The organism is Microbacterium sp., assembly GCF_039812165.1.
Lineage (GTDB): Bacteria > Actinomycetota > Actinomycetes > Actinomycetales > Microbacteriaceae > Microbacterium.
This window is the reverse complement of the sequence record NZ_JBDIAB010000039.1, coordinates 1-18,207: the sequence shown is the minus strand read 5'-3', so window position 1 is coordinate 18,207 and position 18,207 is coordinate 1. Positions and strand designations below refer to the sequence as shown.

Below are 18,207 nucleotides of genomic sequence, written 5' to 3'. Positions count from 1 at the left end.
CGGCTCGCCGCCGCGGTCGCCGAGGTGCCGCAGCTCGCCGAGCGGGCGCCGGCGATCGAGGCGGTCTACGCGCGTGCGGCCGACGACGCGTGGCCCGCGCTGCAGCGCGTGCACGGCGACTACCACCTGGGCCAGGTCATCCTCGTGCCCGGTCGGGGCTGGGTGCTGCTCGACTTCGAGGGCGAGCCGCTGCGACCCATGTCGGAGCGGCTCGAGCCCGACCTCGCCGTCCGCGACGTCGCCGGCATGATGCGCTCGTTCGACTACGTCGCCGGCTCGCTGCAGCTCGACGATCCGCACCGTGCGGCGACCGGACCGCTCGCGTGGGCGCGGGCGTCGCGCGACGCGTTCCTCGCCGGGTACGAGGAGGCGGCCGGCATCCCGGTCTCGGGCGCCCTCCTCGACGCGCTCGAGCTCGACAAGGCGGTGTACGAGGCGCTCTACGAGGCGCGCAACCGTCCCACGTGGCTGCCGATCCCGCTCGGCGCCATCGCTCGCCTCACGGCGGGCTGAGCCTCACGCGTCGGCGTGCTCGGCGGCCGCGCGGTCCCACTCCCGCATGAGGCGCTCGATCGCCGCGTGGAAGCGGGCCGTGGCCGCGCCCGGCGTCGTGTCGCCGAAGTAGTGGCGCACCCAGCCGGCGAGCTTGTCGACCGCGTTCGGGTCGGAGAGCACGCGATCGGTCTCGACGACGATCGCTCCGGCCGATGCCGCGTCGAGCCATTCCGCGTCGGAGAGGTATCCGCCGGCGTCGATCTCGGCCTCGGTGCTCACGGGTCTCGTGACCAGGAGCGGCTTGTTCGCGGCGAGACGGTCGTAGACCATCGCCGAGATGTCGACCACGGCGACGTCGGGCGCGCTCAGCTGCCAGCCGAGCTCCGGCGCGTCGTCGTACACGTGGTGGGCGCCCGGGTCCGCGGTGTTCGCGGCGGCGATCGCCGCGACGATCCGCTTGTTCGCGGCGCCGTAGGCGGCGTCCACGACGCCGGAGCGCGGGTGCGGGCGGTACACGAGCCGGTGGCGGGGCGAGGCCAGCACGGCGGCGGCGAGCGCCTCGCCGTGGCTGAGGATCGAGCCGTAGGCGGCGGTCGGCCGGTCGCCCTCCCACGTGGGCGCGTACAGCACGACCGTGCGGTCGTCGCGCGGGTAGGGAAGCGCGCCGGAGAAGTGGTCGGCCTGGGGGCGCCCGATCTCGATCGTGCGGCGGTCGAGGTCGTAGTCCCACAGCGCCCGCGACAGGCGCTCGCGCGCGGCGGAGCCGGCGATCAGCGCGTAGTCGTAGGCCTTGAACTGGTTCGTGGTCATGTACATCTTGTCGGACTCGCCGTGGTTGATGAACACGTGCCAGCGGCGCCCGTATCGGAACATCTGGAAGTTGCGGGTGTTCTGGTTGACGTAGAGGACGACGCGCAGATCCTCCTCCGCGACGTAGGCCTCGAGCTCGGCGACCGTGGGGACGAAGGCCACCGGCAGCGCACCGTCCGCGAGCAGGGCCAGAGCGCCGCGGGCATTGCGGGCGAGCACGACGACCGGCCACGTCTTCGACAGCTCCTGCAGCGGCGCGTACCACTGGCGCATCTGGTACATGTTCACCGCGCCGTCGGCGAAGTACACCGCGATGCGGAACCGGTCGTGCGGCAGCGGGCCGCGCTCGGCGAGACGCCGTTGCAGCGTGCGGACGGCGAAGCGGCCCTTGACCGCCCTGCTCATGAGGGAGAACACGCGGCCGCCGTCCGAGATGATCGTCATCACGGCATCCACCCTAGCGATCAGGGTGCGCCCATCATGCGCGTGGGATGATCGACGGATGCACGTTCACGACCCCGCGACGCGGGATGCCGCGACCCCGCCGCCGGCGTCGGGAGTGAGCTTCGTCATGCCCGTGCTCAACGAGCACGCGTACCTCGAGCGCGCCGTGCAGACCGTGCTCGCCCAGGAGGTCGACGGTCCCAGCGAGCTGATCCTCGCGCTCGGGCCCTCCTCGGACGGCACGACCGCGCTCGCGCGGCGCCTCGCGGCATCCGAGCCCCGTCTGCGCCTCGTCGACAACCCGGAGGCGCACATCCCGGTGGGCCTGAACGCCGCGATCCGGGCGAGCTCGTACCCCACGGTCATCCGCGTCGACGCGCACTCCGAGCTGACGCCCGGCTACGCGCAGCGCGCGCTCGAGACCCTCGCCCGGGTGCGGGCCGCGAACGTCGGCGGCGTCATGCGCGCCGACGGGCGCACGCCGTTCCAACGGGCGGTCGCGCGCGCCTACAACTCCCCCATCGGGCTCGGCGGCGGCGCCTACCACGGCGGCACGCACGAGGGCCCGGCCGAGTCGGCGTACCTCGGCGTCTTCCGCCGCGCGGTGCTCGACGAGGTGGGCCTGTTCGACGAGTCCGTCCGCCGCGGCGAGGACTGGGAGCTGAACCTCCGCATCCGCGCGGCCGGCTACCGGGTGTGGTTCGACCCGGCGCTCGCGGTCACGTACTGGCCGCGCGAGAGCTGGACGCGGCTCGTGCGCCAGTTCCGCTCCACCGGCGCCTGGCGCGGCGAGCTCGTCCGCCGGTACGGACGGCGCAACTCGCTGCGCTTCTTCGCGCCGCCGCTCCTGGTCGTCGACGTCGCGCTCGCGCTCGTCGTGGGCGTGCTGCAGCTGACCGGCGTGCTGTCGGGGTGGCCGTCGGCCGTGGCATCCGTCGTCTACCTGCCCGTGATCGCGTACGTGCTGCTCATCGCCGGGGTCGCGCTCGGACCCGCCGGAGGCCGCGGCTGGCGCGACCGGCTGTGGACCTTCGCGGTGCTGCCGTCGATGCACCTCGCGTGGGGCGTCGGCTTCGTCGGGGGCGCCCTGCGCGGCGCGCACGAGACCGTGGACACGTCGCGGCTCGACCGCAACACGCCGCTCCCCTAGCCTCGGCTCACGCGCGGGCGGCTCACTCGCGGGCGACGAACCCCTGGTCGAGGATGCGGGCGACCACGCGCTCGGCGGCGTGGCCGTCGTCGCGCGCGTTGAACCGCGCCTGCCACGCGGCATAGCGCTCCGCGTACCGCTCGACCGTCCCCGGGTCGGCGAGGGCCTCGGCGAGCTCGTCCTGCGTCTGCACGAACGGTCCGGGCGCGCGCGCCGGCAGGTCGAAGTAGAAGCCGCGGAGCTCGCCGCGGTAGTGTTCGAGGTCGGGCGCGAGGAAGTACATCGGCTTGCCGGTGGCGCTGAAGTCGAACATGACCGACGAGTAGTCGGTGACGAGCGCGTCGGCCACGACGAGCAGGCGCGAGATGTCGGGGTAGGCGGTGACGTCGATGACCCGGGGGCCGGCGGCATCCGACCCGGGCAGGAGCGTGCGGGAGTGCCCGCGCACGAGCACGACGGCGTCCGCCTGCTCGGCGAGGGCCGCCGGGTCGAGGAAGTCGACCATCTGCTCGCGGTCGTCGCGCCACGTCGGGGCGTACAGCACCACCCGCTCGTCGGCGCCGATGCCGAGCGCCGCGCGCGTGGCGACGCCGTCGTCGGTGCGGAGGACGTCGTTGCGCGGATAGCCCTCGACCCACACCGGGCGACGGAGGAACGCGTAGGCCTTGCGCAGGATGCGCTCGCCGTACGGGTTCTGCGCCAGCAGCACGTCCCAGCGCCGGCTCTCCTTCACCACCGCGGCCATGCGCCGGGGATCGAAGCCCGGGCGGTGCAGCGCGAGACGCTTGAGCGCGGTGCCGTGCCACGTCTGCAGCACGACCTGCCCCGGTCGCCGCACGAACCGCCGGCGCAGCCAGTCGTTGACGACGAGCAGGCGCGAGGCGCCGCGCGCGCGCCACCACTCCGGGCCGCCCTCCACCACCGGCACCGCGCCCTCGGGCGTCTGCACCGAGAGGTCGACGACGCTCCAGTAGCGCGTGACGCCGGGGGCGACGCGCGCCAGCTCACGGTCGATCGCGAGCGGGTTGCAGCTGGCGTTGCGGCCGTAGAAGCTCTCGAAGAACACCGCGTTCTCCAGCCCCCCGGGCCTCGTGGCGTAGCGGCGCTCGAGCGCGTCCTGCCCCTCGCCCGAGTCGTACGCCGGGTCGATGGGCGGTCCGATGCGCAGCGCCGCGCCGTCGAGCGACGCGCGCAGCGTGCCGAGCATGGTGAGGGGCGCGGATGCGTCGACCTCGACGCGCGCGCCGTCGCCGCGGGTCGCCCGCACGACGTACTCGCCAGACGGCAGCGGCAGCACCGGGCCGCCCCAGCGCGACGCGCTGAGCGGCACGACCGCGCGCCAGCCGTCGTCGCTCGCGGCGACCGTGCCGGCAGCGCGGGCCCGCGGCCCGATCACCTCGACGGATGCCGGTGCGTCCGACGCCGAGCCGGTGCCGCTCAGGACCAGCACGGTCTCGCCGTCGTCCTCGAATCGCGCGTCCATGCTGTCGCTCCTCATCCTGTCGATTCCGTCCCGGGCGCACCGAGCGCCGCCCGGATCGCCCGGTAGACGCGGTCGGTGCTGCGTCCGTCCGCGTACGCGTGCACGCGCGCGTCGAGCGCCCGCGAACGCTCGACGCGCCGCGCGTGCTCGCCGTCCACGTCGCCGAGGACCGCGTCGAGCTGCGCGACGGCATCCCGCCAGTCGGTCGCGTGGTCGGCGCCGGCGACTTCGGCGTAGGTGCCGTAGAAGCCGCGCTCGGTCGCGTAGTCCTCCGCGTCGGGCGCCAGCAGCACGACCGGCAGCGGCACGAGCGCGACGTCGTAGAGCAGCGACGAGTAGTCGGTCACCAGCACGTCGAGGCCGGGCAGGAGCGGCGTCACGTCGGCCACGAGCCCGCTGCCGAGGGCGCGGACCCGATCGGTCTCTGCCGGTGGCGTGTAGTCCCCCGCGCCGAGCGGATGCGAGCGCACGAGCAGCACGGCATCCCGATCCTCGAGCACGCGCAGGATCGCGTCCCACTCGTCCGGTCGCGGCACCGCCGGGTCGAGTGCGCCGTCGCGCCATGTGGGCGCGTACAGCACGAGGCGCGTGGCGTCGTCGAGGGGCCCTGCGAGCTCGGCGATGCGGGCGCGAGCGCGGGCGCGCCGCTCCGACGCCGACCCGCGCGAGAGCACGTCGACGCGCGGCTCGCCGGTGACGCGCACGCGGTCGTCGGGCAGGCCGAACGCCGACTCCAGCCGGCCGCGCACGAGATGCGAGGCCGCGGGCAGCAGCGAGATGCGCCGCTGCGTACCGCGGTACAGCCTGCCGATGAGCTCGGCGACGAGGCGCGAGCCGGGCAGCAGGTCGCTGCGGGTCGTGGCCGGCGAGTCGAGTCCGAGCCGCTTGAGCGGGATGCCGTGCCACAGCTGCACGATGTACGCGCCGTTCGTGGCGTAGCGGTTCACGTCGCCGAAGCCGTGCGTGATCACGATCACGCGCGCCCGCGCGGTGCGCCACAGACCGCGCAGCGAATGCTTGGGCACGGTCGGGATGCCGAGGGCCGCGGCATCGGCGCGCTCGCGCTCGCCGCCGGTCAGCCACACCGCACGCTCCCCCGCCTCGGCCGCCCGTTCCCACAGCGCGAGCGCGCCGTCGCCGATGCCCGCGCCGCAGCCGAACACCCACTCGTCGCGCGACCGCGGCACGGCCGCGGTGAGTATGCGCCCCGCGGCATACAGCGGCACCCGCAGGAGCTTGGCCGCGTTGCCCGCGCCGAACGAGAAGGACGCCACCCCGCGAGCCTATCGCGGGGCGGCGTCCTGGACCCGGCCCTACTGGGTCAGCTCGCCGAGCGTGACGTCCACCGTGTGCGACTCCCCATCGCGCACATAGGTGAGCGAGGCGCTGCTGCCCGCGGCGTGGGCGCGCACCAGCGCCGTCAGGTCGACGGCCGCGCCGATCGGGACGCCGTCGAACGCCGTCACGACGTCGCCGCTGCGCAGGCCCGCGGCCTCGGCCGCCCCGCCGACAGTCACCTCGTTGATGAGGGCTCCGGCGATCGTGGCGTCCTGCGCGGCGGACGCGTCGCCCACGGTCGCGCCCAGGAGGCCGTGCGTCGCCGCGCCGTCCTTGATGATCTCGTCGGTGATGCGCTGCACGATGCTCGACGGGATCGAGAAGCCGACGCCGATCGAACCGGCATCCGTCGACGTGCCGCCCGCCGTCGCGATCGCGACGTTCACGCCGATGAGGCGGCCCTTGCCGTCCACCAGCGCGCCGCCGGAGTTGCCGGGGTTGATCGCCGCGTCGGTCTGGATCACCGCGATCGAGATCGAGCTCGCCGCGCTCCGGCCCTGCGGCCCGCCCTGACCGAAGTCGAACTGGAACGGCGAGTCCTCCTGCGACTGGTCCTGGCCCTCGCCGCTCTCGGGCGCCGCCGACGACGCGATCTGGATCGAGCGGTTCAGCGCGCTCACGATGCCGGTCGTCACGCTGTTCGACAGGCCGAGCGGGGCGCCGACGGCGACGGTCTGGTCGCCCACGTTGAGCTTCGCGGAGTCGGCGAACTCGATGGGGGTGAGGCCGTCGGCGTCCTTCAGCTTGATGACCGCGAGGTCGTAGATGGGGTCGGTGCCGACGACCTCGGCGTCGTACACCTTGCCGTCCGACGTGGTCACGCGCAGCGTGGGATTCGCGGTCGCGCCGTCGAGCGTCACGACGTGGGTGTTGGTCACGACGTAGCCGTCCGAGGTGAGCACGACCCCCGAGCCGGTGCCGCCCGAGTTGCCGCTGGACGCAGAGATGGTCACGACGCTCGGCACCACCTTCGCGGCGATCGCCGTCGTCGCGGTCACCGAGTCGGGATTGTTGACCGTGATCGACTGCGGGCCGCTGGCCGGCGCCGACGCGCTCGACGAGAAGAACGACGCGCCCGCGGCCGACATGCCGAGGCCGGCGGCGCCGCCGACGATCGCCGCGGCGACCATGATGCCGAGGATCTTCCCGGCGCCGACGCGCGCGGACGGCGCCTCGGGCTCGGCGGGCTGCGGCGCCGCCACCATGGCCGTCGCGCCGTAGGGCGCGTACGAGCCGGGTGCCGTGGCCTGGTACGGCTGCCGGTTCGGGTACCCGGCCGGCGACGCCGCAGGACTGGAGGGATCGGGCGCCGCCGACGGCGACGGCGTCGGGACGGAGCCGGTCGGCTGACCGTACGGCGGGACGGGCTCGGTCACGGCGTCCGGCAGGGCGCTCGGCGGGACGGGCTCGGTCACGGCATCCGGCATCGGCGGGCGCGGCGGGATCTGCCCGTGCACGTCGCCTCCCGCAGGGGTGCCGGGAACGCCGTCGGGACGGCGCGGCTGCTCGGGGACGGACGAGGTGTTGTCGCTCATGATGCTCCTTCTGACAAAGCCCCTTCAGGATCGCGCCGGATGCTGTGCGTTTCTTATGGCCCGACCCGGATGCGCCTATGCGTGTAGCCTGAGCGCGATGCATGAGATCTCCGGCGCCTGGCGGCGCGCTGCGCGCGGAGCCGGTCTGCTCGCCGCAGACGGCACCGCCGTCCCGACCATCTTCGCCGAGATGAGCGGCCTCGCCGCCGCCACCGGGGCGATCAACCTGGGCCAGGGCTTCCCCGACGAGGACGGTCCGGCCGTGATCCTCGAGGCCGCGCGCGCGGCGATCGCGAACGGCGTGAACCAGTACCCGCCCGGGCGCGGCGTTCCCGACCTGCTCGAGGCGATCGCCGAGCACCAGCTGCGCTTCTACGGCCTCGCACCCGATCCGCACCGCGACGTGCTCGTCACCGCCGGGGCGACCGAGGCGATCGCGGCCACCCTGCTCGCGCTCGTCGACGGCCCCGACGACGAGGTCGTCGTGTTCGAGCCGTACTACGACTCCTACGCCGCGTGCGTCGCACTGGCCGGGGCGCGGCTGGTGACCGTGCCGCTGCGCTGGCCCGACTTCCAGCCCGACCTCGACGAGCTCCGCGCCGCGGTGACCGACCGCACGCGGCTCATCCTCGTGAACGACCCCCACAACCCGACCGGTGCCGTGTTCTCCGCCGAGGTGCGCGACGAGATCGTGCGCCTCGCCGACCGGCACGACGCGATCATCGTGACCGACGAGGTCTATGAGCACCTCGTCTTCGACGGCGCGCACGTGCCGATCGCGACGCTCCCGGGCGCGTGGGAGCGGACCCTCACGATCTCGTCGGCCGGCAAGACGTTCTTCACCACCGGCTGGAAGATCGGCTGGGTCAGCGGCCCCGAGCCGCTCGTGCAGGCCGTGCTCGCCGTGAAGCAGTTCCTCACGTACGTCAACGGATCGCCCTTCCAGTCCGCGATCGCGACCGGGCTGCGACTGCCGGACGAGTACTTCTCCGGCATCGCCGCGACCCTGCGCGCCAAGCGCGATCTGCTCGGCGCCGGCCTGCGCGCCGCGGGCTTCGACGTGTCGGTCGCTGCGGGCGGCTATTTCACGGTCGTCGACGCGGGACCGCTCGGGGCGACGGATGCCGCGGAGTTCTGCCGGACGCTGCCCGGCCGGGCCGGCGTCGTGGCGATACCGCTCACGGCGTTCGTGACACCGGAGCACCGCGACCGCTATGCGACGCTCGTGCGCTTCGCGGCCTGCAAGCGGACCGAGGTGCTCGAGGAGGCGGCATCCCGTCTCGCCGGCCTCTCCGCCTGACCGCCGCACCCGCCGCACCCGCCGTCACGACGCGAGATCAGGAGATCTGGCGAACACAGGACGATGTGGCGCCGATCATCCTGTTCTCGCCAGATCTCCTGATCTCAGAGCGCGCGGTGCGCCCACGCGCCGCCCGTCGACGCGCGCCGCCCGTCGACAGCAGGCGGCCGCCTCAGTCGCGCGGGACGACCTGGTAGCGGCGCAGCCGCAGCGCCGGGTTGACCCGGCGCACGCGCTCGACCGCTGTCGCGTCGACGAAGGCGACAGCCAGGTCGGTCGCGGTGCCGACGGCGGCGATCTCCACCCCCTGCGGGTCGACGACCACCGAGCGGCCGACGCCGACGGGCGGCGGGTGGTCGGATGCCGCGACGAACAGCGTGTTCTCGATCGCCCGGGCGCGCAGGAGCGTCTGCCAGTGGTCCTCCTTGAGCGGCCCCCGCACCCACTCCGCGGGCACCAGGATCACGTGCACGCCCGCGTCGGCGAGGACGCGCGCCGACTCGGGGAACCGCAGGTCGTAGCAGGTCATGAGCGCGAAACGCAGGCTGCCGGCCTCGAAGGTCTCGGGGTGGCCGAGCTCGCCCGGCTCGACCCAGTCGGACTCGCGCTGCCCGAACGCGTCGTAGAGATGCTGCTTGCGGTAGCGCGCACACACGCCGTCGCCGTCGACTGCCACGACCGTGTTGCGGACGCGCTTGCCGTCTCCCGCGCGCTCGAGGAGCCCCGCGACGACGTGCACGCCGTGGTCGCCGGCGATGCGGATCAGCTCCCGCACGAACGGCCCGTCGACATCCTGCGCGGCGGCGGCGAGGGTCTCGTCGAACGGGTCGACGAAGTAGCTCGAGTACTCCGGGAACAGCACGACGCGCGCGCCGCGGGCGGCGGCGGTGCCGACGAACGTCTCGATGACGTGCAGGTTGGCGGCGGTGTCGGCGGTCGGCGCGAACTGGGCGACCGCGATCCCCACGGCATCCGTTGACGTCATCCGCGCCTCCTCCGCATTCTCACGACGATGGGGATCGCTCCCCACAGGAGCAGGATGAGGACGCCGAGGGCGGCCGCCGCGATCCACGATGAACCGTAGCCGACGACGACGTCGAAGACGAACGCGACGACGCCCACCAGGAGCAGCGAGACCGTCGTGAGGGCCGTGACCAGCGCCACGTGGCCGTAGGCGACCACGGTCGGCTTCGCGCGGTGGCGGAAGAGGATGCGGTGCAGGGCGACGGGGGCGAGCGCCACGATCGCGCTGATCGCGGACAGGACGATGAGCGCGAGGTAGAGGGTGCGCTGACCGTCGTCGAGATCGCCGAACGCCGGCTGGAAGGCCAGCGCGAGGAGGAAGCCGGTGAGGATCTGCGTGCCGGTCTGGAGGACCCGCAGCTCCTGCAGGACCTCGTTCCAGTTGCGGTCGGCGCGCTCGTCGGCGGTCTCGTCCCGGCCGTCGTCGGCCACGTCCGACAGTTCGCGATCGCGGTCATCGGGCATGCGTTCATCCTTCCATCTCGACGAGGAGTGGCAACCCGGCGTCGAGCACTCGAAAGGCGTGCTAGGCTTAATTCTCGTGCCGCGGGGTGGAGCAGTTCGGTAGCTCGCTGGGCTCATAACCCAGAGGTCGCAGGTTCAAATCCTGTCCCCGCAACGAAATGAAGAAGGCGTCCCCGATCAGGGGGCGCCTTCTTCATTTCCGTTCCGAGACCGGTGCCGCGAGCCTGCTTCAGGGGGTCCCGCACCGTCGGAGGCTCCGCGCGCCGCGCAGCGGCGGGTGGAGTGACGGCGTGGCCAAATCCTGTCCCCGCAACGACATGAAGAAGGCGTCCCCGATCAGGGGGCGCCTTCTTCGTCTGCGCGGAGGCTGCCCGCCTCGCGTCGGTGCAGGGTCTTAACGTGGTCGGCATGACACACGACAACCTCCCGGGCCGCCCGAGCGGGCCCGTCAGACAGCTGCGACTCGTCGTCGAGGCCGAGGACTACGACGAGGCGCTCCGGTTCTATCGCGACGCTGTCGGCCTGCCGGAGCGCGCCGCCTTCGAGGGCGACGGAGACGCGCGCGTCGCGATCCTCGACGCGGGCGTCGCGACGCTCGAGATCGCCAATCCGGCGCAGAAGCGGATGATCGATCGCGTCGAAGCCGACGGGACGCCGAGCGCCCGCATCCGCGTCGCGTTCGAGGTCGACGACAGCGCCGGGACGACCGCCGCTCTCGTCGAGGCGGGCGCGGAGCTCGTGGCCGCACCGCGAGAGACGCCGTGGCGCTCGCTCAACGCCAGGCTGCACGCGCCCGCAGGGCTCGAGGTCACCCTGTTCCAAGAGCTCGAGACACCCGAGGCGCGACAGGAGCGCCCCGGCTTCACCGCGCCCTGACGTCACGGGACGGACGAGCCGCCCCCTCTCTTCTCGTGAGGGGGCGGCTCGATCGGGCTGTGACGCGGGACTACTGCTGCGCCGGGGCGCCGAGGTCGAGGAGCTTCTGCACCGCGGCGGTCAGGCGCGCGTCGGCCGCGCCGAACGCCGCCCAGTCGCCCGCCTGCATCGCGGCGGCGCGGTCGAGCATCGCCTGCTGCGCCTCCTGCAGGGCGATCTCGTAGGCGCCGCCCGGCTCGGCGGGCGTCGTCGGCGGGGTCGGCTCGGTCGGAGTCGGAGTGCCGTCCACGCCGCTGTCGGGCGTCTCCACGCCGGAGTAGCCGCCGAACAGCTTGTCGAGCGCCGCCTGCAGCGTGTCCTCGAAGGCGACGTCGTCGCCGAAGGCGACCAGCACCTTCTGCAGCGTCGGGAGCTTCGTGGCGCCCGACGACTGCACGAACACCGGCTGCACGTACAGCAGGCCTCCGCCGACCGGCAAGGTCAGCAGGTTGCCGTTGAGCACCTCGGACTGGCCCTGCTTCAGGATGTTGAGGAACGCCGACACGCTCGGGTCCGCGTCGAAGGTGTTCTGCACCTGACCGGGGCCCGGAACCGGGGTCTCGGCGTCGATCACGAGCATGCGCAGCTTGCCGTAGTCGGGACTCTTCTTGCCCGCCTCGGCGCCCGCGTTCGAGTCGACCGCCAGATAGCCCATGAGGACGTTCCGCGTGTCGTCGCCGCCCGGGATGAACGTCGTGAACATCGAGTACGTCGGCGCCTCCTGGCCGGGCATCTGCATCGTCAGGTAGTACGGCGGCTGCAGCTGGGCCTGCGAGGCGACCGGGTCGTTCGGCGTCTTCCAGGCGTTGTCGCGCTGGTAGAACGACTGCGCGTCGTCGACGTGGTACGTGCCGAGCATGGCCCGCTGCACCTTGAACAGGTCGGTCGGGTACCGCACGTGGCTCATCAGCTCGGCCGACATGTCGGAGATGGGCTTGAGCGTCGACGGATAGACCTTCTGCCACGCCTTCAGCAGCGGATCGCTCTCGTCCCACGCGTAGAGGGTGACCGAGCCGTCGTAGGCGTCGACGGTCGCCTTCACCGAGTTGCGGATGTAGTTGACGTCGTCGAGCGCGACGCGCGGCGCCGTGTTCGTCGTGTCGGAGATCGCCTCGCGCAGGCTCACGATCGACGAGTACGGGTAGTTGGCGCTGAGCGTGTAGCCGTCGACGATCCAGACGATCCGGCCGTCCACGACGGACGGGTACGGGTCGTTGTCGAGCTCGAGGTACGGGGCGGCCTTGCGCACGCGCGTGAGCGGGTCGCGGTCGTAGAGGATCTGCGACTTGTCGTTCAGCGCGTCGGAGAACAGGATGTCGGTCGACTGGAACTTCAGCGAGTAGATGAGCCGGTTGAAGACGTTGCCGACGCTCGGCCCGCCGTCGCCGGTGAACGTCGTCTTGGTCTCGCTCGCGCCGTCGGTGCCGCGCGGGTAGTCGAGCTCGATGTCGCGCGCATCCTCGTCGGCGCCGACGATCGAGTACGTCGGCGAGTACTCGCCGAAGTACACGCGCGGCTCGAAGCCGCCCTCGGCGCTCGTGAGCGCGCCCGCCGCCGGGATGCCGCGCTCGAAGAACACCGGGTTGCCGTCGGTCGTGCGGGCGTTGCCCTCCGCGGCGACCATGCCGTAGCCGTGCGTGTAGACGAGCGTCGTGTTGTACCACGACGCGGCGGCGCCCAGCTGGGCGAGGTTGAGCTCGCGCACCGACACGACGGCATCCTGCGACTCGCCGTCGATCTGGTAGCGGTCGACGTCGAGCGGGTCGGTGAAGCGGTAGTACGAGCGGTACTGCTCGAGCTGGCGCACCGTCGGGCTGATGATCGCCGGGTCCATGATGCGGATGGATGCCGTGGTCTCGGCGTCGGCGCGCAGCTGGCCGGGCTCGGCGTCGGTCACGGCCTTGAAGTCGCTCTTCTCCAGGCCGTCGAGGCCGTAGGCGTCCTTCGTGGCGTCGATGTTGCGCTGGAAGTACTCGGACTCGAGGGTCAGCTGGTTGGGGCGCACCTGGAACTGGTTCACGAACCACGGGTAGGCGACGCCCACCACGAGCGACGAGACGATCAGCAGGGCCGTCGCGATGAGCGGGAAGCGCCACCGGCCGATGACGGCCGTGACGAAGAACAGCAGCGCGACGATGATGGCGGCGATCGAGAGGATCGTCTGGCCGGGGATGATCGCGTGGACGTCGACGTAGCTGGCGCCGGTGATGCGGTCGCCGGTCTCGAGCAGCGTGCGGTAGCGGTCGAGCCACAGGCTCCCCGCCTGCACGAGCAGGTAGAGGCCCGCGAGGACGGCGAGCTGGATGCGGGCGGCCTTGGAGATCCGGAGCTCCCGCTGGCCGACGCGCACGGCCCCGTAGAGGTACGACACGAGGGCCGTGACGGCGAGGCACACCAGGACCACCGCCGACACGAAGCCGACCAGAGCGCCGAGGAAGGGCAGGTCGAACAGGTAGAAGCCGGTGTCGAGCGCGAACTCGGGGTCCTTCACGCCGGTGGAGACGCGGTTCATCCACAGCCAGACGGTCTCCCACTGCGCCGAGGTGGTGAAGCCGGCGAAGAAGCCGAAGAAGATCGGGATGCCCCACATCGCGAGCCGGCGGAGCGGCTCGACGACCTCCTGATAGCGGTCGAGCTGAGAGCTCAGTCGCGCGTAGACCGGCCGGAGCCGGTACGCGAGCTGGATCGTGACGAAGACCGGCACGGCCATGGCCGCGAAGCCGATCGCGAACATCACGACGCGCGCGGTCCACTGGGTCAGCAGCACGCTGTCGAAGCCGAGCTGCTCGTACCACAGCCAGTCCGCGAACAGCGTGGCGAAGACGAAGAAGGCCGCGACGAGGACGGCGATCACGGCGAGCGTGATGCCGATCGCGCGGCGGGAGGAGCTGGGGGGCGTGGCCTGATTCGGCACGGAGGTCGTGGTCACGTTCCCATCCTAAGCGGAGGGTCTCGCCCGGTCGCCGTCGGCGGCGACTCGCGCTAGCCCGCGGTGCAGGTCGGGAGTGCGTCGAGGTCGCCGTCGTCGCGGATCGTCTCGAGCGCCGTGAGCGCGTCGTCGAGCGTCTCCACCGCGACCACGCGCAGCCCCGACGGCACGTGGCCGACGACCTCGCCGCAGTTCTTCTCGGGGGCGAGGAACACCGACGCGCCGGCATCCCGCGCCCCGAACAGCTTCTGCCGGATGCCGCCGATCGGCCCCACCGTGCCGGCCGCGTCGATCGTGCCGGTGCCGGCGACGTCGCGCCCGCCGTTGAGCTCGCCGGGCGTGAGCATGTCGATGATGCCGAGCGCGAACATCATGCCCGCGCTCGGCCCGCCGACGTTGTCGAGCTGGATCGTCACCTGGATCGGAAAGACGTAGTCGTGCATCGTGGTGACGCCGATGACCCAGCGCGCCGTGCCCTCGACCTCGGCCCGGGCCGGCGTCACGGCGACCGTCTGCGGCACGCCGTCGCGCTCGATGCCGAGCTCGACCGGCGCGCCGTCGCCGGCGCCGATGAGCTCGCGCAGCTGCGGCGTGTCGCTCACCGGCGTGCCATTGGCCGAGACGATGACGTCGCCCTGCTCCAGGATGCCGGTGGCGGGCGAGTCGTCGGTCAACGCGTACACGCGCACGAGCTGCGCCACGTCGTAGCCGAGCTCGCCGAGGGCGGCCGCGGTGGCCTCTTTCTGCGAGTCGACCATCATCGCCGCGCTCTGCTGGTTGCGCTCGTCGGTGGTCTGCCCCTGCGGGAAGATGTCGTCGATCGGCACCACCGCGCGCGACGGGTCGAACCATGCGCTCGCGAGCTCGAACCACGAGGGGGTGTGGTCGCGGTTGCCGACCACCTCGACGGTCAGGAGGTCGAGCGAGCCGGCGGTGGGATAGGTGTCGGCGCCGTCGATGGAGATCAGCGGCACCTCCTCGCCGTCCGCGTCCGTGGCCGTGCCGAGCGTGTTGTGGACGGGGCCGGGCCGCTGGATGACGAAGGACGTGGGCAGCATCGTCAGCACCAGGAGCGCGACGAGCGCGGTGCTGAGGGCCCACAGACCCGTGACCGAGACCCGCGGACGGCGGCGCCGCGGCGCAGGGAGCACCGGGGCGTGCTCGTCGAACAGTGCCACGGGAACCTCTCTCGGCCGGCCGTTCGCGGGCGGCGTAAGCGGGATGGACCCGCTCGCACCGTGCGGCGAACACGTGCGACTAGCGTAGAACGCGACGTCCCCTCCCTGCTGAAAGGCACCTGACATGGCCGACGACGAGCGCTCCCCCGAGGACGAGTTCCAGGAGCTGCTGCGAAGCCTCCTGGGCGGTCAGGCAGGCCTCGACCCGGAGCAGCTGCGGCAGCTGTCGGGTCTCGGCATCGACCCGGCGATGATGCAGACCGTCATGCGGCATCTGCAGGGGGCGATGAGCGGCGACGGCTCGATCGACTGGAACGCGGCCAAGACGCAGGCGATGCACATCGCCAACAAGGACGATCACGGTGTCACCGCCGGCGACCGGCAGGACATCGACCAGGCGTTCACGCTCGCCGGCCTCTGGCTGAGCGAGGCCACCGCGATCTCCGAGCTCGCGTCGGCGCCGCGGCTGATCACGCGCGGCGGATGGGTCGAGGCGACCCTGCCGGTGTGGCAGGAGCTCGCCGAGCCCGTCGCCACCTCGATCGCCGACGCCCTCACCGAGGCGATCGCCTCGCAGACCCCCGAGGAGATGCAGAACGTGGTCGCCGGCGCCGGACGTCTCATGCGCACCGTCGGCGGGTCGCTGTTCGCCGCCCAGCTGGGCGCCGTGGTCGGCCGCCTGTCGCTCGAGGTCGTCTCCGGCGGCGATGTCGGCATCCCGGTCATGCCCGCGGGCGAGGCCGCGATCCTGCCGCAGAACTTCGCCGACTTCGGCCGCGACCTCGACGTCGATGCCGACCAGCTCGCGCTCTACCTCGCGGCCCGTGAGCTCGCGCACGCGCGCCTGTTCCGGCACGCGCGCTGGCTGCGCCTGCACGTCATCTCGCAGGTCACCGACTTCGCGCGGGGCCTGCACGTCGACACCGACGCGCTCGAGGAGCTCGCATCGCGGTTCGACCCGTCCGAGCCCGAGGAGCTGCGCAAGGCGCTCGAGAGCGGAGCGCTCATCCCGCAGCGCTCCGACGCGCAGACCGCCGCGCTCACGCGGCTCGAGAACCTGCTCGCGACGATCGAGGGCTGGGTCGACGTCGTCACCGCCGACGCCACCACGCGCCTGCCGTCCGCCGACAAGATCGGCGAGGCCGTGCGACGCCGCCGCGCGGTCGGCGGCCCGGCCGAGCAGGCGATGGGCTCCCTCGTCGGCCTGGAGCTGCGTCCGCGCCGGCTGCGCGAGGCCGCCGCGATGTGGCGGGCGGTGACGGATGCCGTCGGCACCGCCGCACGCGACAGCCTGTGGGACTACCCCGACCTCATGCCCACGGCATCCGACATCGACGACCCGGCGGGACTCATCGATCGCCTGCAGGCGCGCGCCCGCGGCGAGGCGCCCGCGCGCGACGAGATGGACGACGCCCTCGAGGCGCTGCTCAACGAGGCTGCCGCGGAGGACGCCGGCGAGACCGGCCCGGCCGACGCGGCCGCAGGCGAGCCCGCGGACGACCGCGACGCCGACCGGCCCGACGACCCGCGACCCGTCTGATCCCGCGGCGCCCCGCGCGGGACGGGCTCGAGGACTCCTCCACAGCCCGGCGATGCGTGCGGATCCCGCTGCGCCCTGTGGACAGCCCCACTGCGTGTCGGTCGCACGTCGCACAATCGGGGGATGCTGCGCCTCGCCCCCTCCCATCCGCCGCTGTGGCGGACCCCCACGAGCCTCCAGTTCGGGCCCGACGCCGTCGCCCGGCTCGACGACGTCGCACCGTGGCAGGAGCGGGTGCTCGACGCGCTGGTCGACGGCATCCCCGACGCGATGCTCGTGCCGCTCGCGCGGGCGCACGGCGCCTCTGCGGCGGATGCCGAGGCCTTCCGCACCCGCATCGGCGCCGCTCTCGCCGCCCCGAGCGCGACGCCGACCGGCGTGCGGGTGGAGCTTCCCGCCGACCTCGGCGCCACCGACGCGGACGCGATCGTCGCGGCGCTCATCGGTGCGGGCGTGGAGGTGGAGTCCGTCACGGCATGGACCGACGACAGCACGCGGCTCCCCGTCGTCGCCGTCGCCCACCGCCTGCTCGACCCGCGGCGCGCGGCGCGGTTCGTCGCCCGCGACACCCCGCACGTGCCGCTCGAGCTGTGCGGCGATCGCGTGTCGGCGGGTCCCCTCGTGGTGCCCGGCGTCACCGCGTGCCTGTCGTGTCTGCACGCCCACCGGCGCGACGCCGATCCGTCCTGGCCGCTCGTGGCGGCGCAGCTGCTCGGCCGCTCGGCGGTGTCGGGCGAGCGCGCGCTCCTCATGGAGGGTGCCGTCCTCGCCGCGCGTCTGCTGCAGGCGGGGCCCGCCGAGGTGACCAGATCGGTGTCGGTCAGCGCGCGGAGCGCGCACCGGACCTGGCACGAGCATCGACCGCACGCAGAGTGCCTGTGCCGATCTCCCGCAGGAACCGCGACGGCTGACGCTCCCGCGCCCCGGAGGCGCGCGCCCACGACGCCGAGAGCGTCCGCGCGGCCCGCGTGACGCCGACGTACGCGAGGCGCCGCTCCTCGTCGACCTGCTCGAACGTGGTCGCGTACGAGATCGGCAGCAGCCCCTCCGCGAGCCCCACGAGGTGGACGTGGTCCCACTCCAGGCCCTTCGCCGCGTGCAGCGTCGAGAGCGTCACGGTGCGCAGGGCCGGCTCGTGCTGGTCCTTCGCGCGGGCGAGCAGCTCGTCGGTGAAGGCGCGCAGGGTCGTGTCGGCCGGCGCGTCCTCGGCCAGGCGCAGCACCGCCGCGCGCGCCTCCCACGCGTCGCGCAGGGCGCCGCCCGCGGCGGGCGGTTCGTCGGTGTGCCCGGCGTTGCGCAGGATGTCGCGCACGGTCGCCAGGAACGAGGTCTCCAGCGGCGCGATCGAGGCCGCCCGCAGCTCCATGATCGCGCGGCGCACCTCGGGGAGGTCGAAGAACCGCTTGCCGCCGAGGACGGATCCCGCGATGCCCTGCTGCGCGAGGGCCGCCAGGAGCGGCGCGGACTGGGCGTTCACCCGGTAGAGCACGGCGACGCGCGACGGCTCGGCACCCGCCGCGAGCTGGGCCGCGACCGCGGCCGCGACGCCGCGGGCCTCGGCCACGTCGTCCGGGTACGCCGTCACGTGCGGCGCGACGGTCA

14 protein-coding genes and 1 tRNA gene are annotated in these 18,207 nt (G+C 73.0%); 6 read left to right on the top strand and 9 right to left on the bottom strand.

What is annotated here, in order from left to right; genetic code table 11:
• A partial coding sequence (locus WML84_RS05390) for a phosphotransferase (RefSeq protein ID WP_347345116.1) occupies positions 1-513 on the top strand: 513 nt, incomplete at its 5' end.
• Positions 514-516: 3 nt separating this feature from the next.
• Here the strand turns inward: WML84_RS05390 and WML84_RS05385 are convergent.
• A complete protein-coding gene (locus WML84_RS05385) occupies positions 517-1,749 on the bottom strand; it encodes a CDP-glycerol glycerophosphotransferase family protein (RefSeq protein WP_347345115.1) in 1,233 nt (410 codons plus the stop codon).
• Between the two features lie 58 nt (positions 1,750-1,807).
• Between WML84_RS05385 and WML84_RS05380 the strand changes: the two genes are divergently transcribed.
• Positions 1,808-2,899 carry a glycosyltransferase family 2 protein gene (locus WML84_RS05380; protein WP_347345114.1) on the top strand — a complete coding sequence of 364 codons (1,092 nt, stop codon included), beginning with the start codon at positions 1,808-1,810 and terminating at the stop codon, positions 2,897-2,899.
• A 22-nt stretch (positions 2,900-2,921) separates the two neighbouring features.
• Here WML84_RS05380 and WML84_RS05375 read toward each other — a convergent pair whose 3' ends face one another.
• From WML84_RS05375 to WML84_RS05365, 3 genes are read right to left on the bottom strand one after another with little or no spacing between them, the layout of a single operon-like run.
• Positions 2,922-4,382 (bottom strand): CDP-glycerol glycerophosphotransferase family protein, encoded by a 1,461-nt coding sequence (locus tag WML84_RS05375; RefSeq protein ID WP_347345113.1) that lies wholly within the window; start codon positions 4,380-4,382, stop codon positions 2,922-2,924.
• 11 nt (positions 4,383-4,393) lie between these two features.
• Positions 4,394-5,656, bottom strand: coding sequence for a CDP-glycerol glycerophosphotransferase family protein (locus WML84_RS05370; RefSeq protein WP_347345112.1), 1,263 nt, complete (start codon positions 5,654-5,656; stop codon positions 4,394-4,396).
• 39 nt (positions 5,657-5,695) lie between these two features.
• Positions 5,696-7,255, bottom strand: coding sequence for a trypsin-like peptidase domain-containing protein (locus WML84_RS05365; protein WP_347345111.1), 1,560 nt, complete (start codon positions 7,253-7,255; stop codon positions 5,696-5,698).
• A 97-nt stretch (positions 7,256-7,352) separates the two neighbouring features.
• Here WML84_RS05365 and WML84_RS05360 point away from each other — a divergent pair, with 97 nt between their 5' ends.
• Entirely contained in the window at positions 7,353-8,555 is a 1,203-nt protein-coding gene (locus WML84_RS05360) for an aminotransferase class I/II-fold pyridoxal phosphate-dependent enzyme (RefSeq protein ID WP_347345110.1), read from the top strand.
• Positions 8,556-8,727: 172 nt separating this feature from the next.
• Here WML84_RS05360 and WML84_RS05355 read toward each other — a convergent pair whose 3' ends face one another.
• Both WML84_RS05355 and WML84_RS05350 read right to left on the bottom strand, forming a co-directional pair.
• Entirely contained in the window at positions 8,728-9,540 is an 813-nt protein-coding gene (locus WML84_RS05355) for a carbon-nitrogen hydrolase family protein (RefSeq protein WP_347345109.1), read from the bottom strand.
• Positions 9,537-10,043 carry a DUF6328 family protein gene (locus WML84_RS05350; RefSeq protein ID WP_347345108.1) on the bottom strand — a complete coding sequence of 169 codons (507 nt, stop codon included), beginning with the start codon at positions 10,041-10,043 and terminating at the stop codon, positions 9,537-9,539. The genes WML84_RS05355 and WML84_RS05350 overlap by 4 nt, the downstream gene beginning before the upstream one ends.
• An 80-nt stretch (positions 10,044-10,123) precedes the next feature.
• On the opposite strand from WML84_RS05350, the gene WML84_RS05345 reads away from it, so the two are divergent.
• Positions 10,124-10,197: transfer RNA gene (locus WML84_RS05345), tRNA-Met, on the top strand.
• Positions 10,198-10,451: 254 nt separating this feature from the next.
• Positions 10,452-10,919: a VOC family protein gene (locus WML84_RS05340; protein ID WP_347345107.1), complete on the top strand. Its 468-nt coding sequence runs from the start codon at positions 10,452-10,454 to the stop codon at positions 10,917-10,919.
• Positions 10,920-10,989: 70 nt separating this feature from the next.
• On the opposite strand, the gene WML84_RS05335 is transcribed toward WML84_RS05340, so the two are convergent.
• A complete protein-coding gene (locus WML84_RS05335) occupies positions 10,990-13,887 on the bottom strand; it encodes a UPF0182 family protein (RefSeq protein ID WP_347345106.1) in 2,898 nt (965 codons plus the stop codon).
• Positions 13,888-13,940: 53 nt separating this feature from the next.
• Positions 13,941-15,065, bottom strand: a complete 1,125-nt coding sequence (locus WML84_RS05330; RefSeq protein WP_347345105.1) for a S16 family serine protease — start codon at positions 15,063-15,065, stop codon at positions 13,941-13,943.
• Positions 15,066-15,189: 124 nt separating this feature from the next.
• On the opposite strand from WML84_RS05330, the gene WML84_RS05325 reads away from it, so the two are divergent.
• Complete coding sequence (locus WML84_RS05325; protein ID WP_347345104.1) at positions 15,190-16,605, top strand: zinc-dependent metalloprotease; 1,416 nt, start codon at positions 15,190-15,192, stop codon at positions 16,603-16,605.
• A gap of 820 nt (positions 16,606-17,425) precedes the next feature.
• Here WML84_RS05325 and WML84_RS05320 read toward each other — a convergent pair.
• Positions 17,426-18,207, bottom strand: a 782-nt coding sequence (locus tag WML84_RS05320; protein WP_347345103.1) for a 3'-5' exonuclease, incomplete at its 5' end; no start/stop codon positions are given.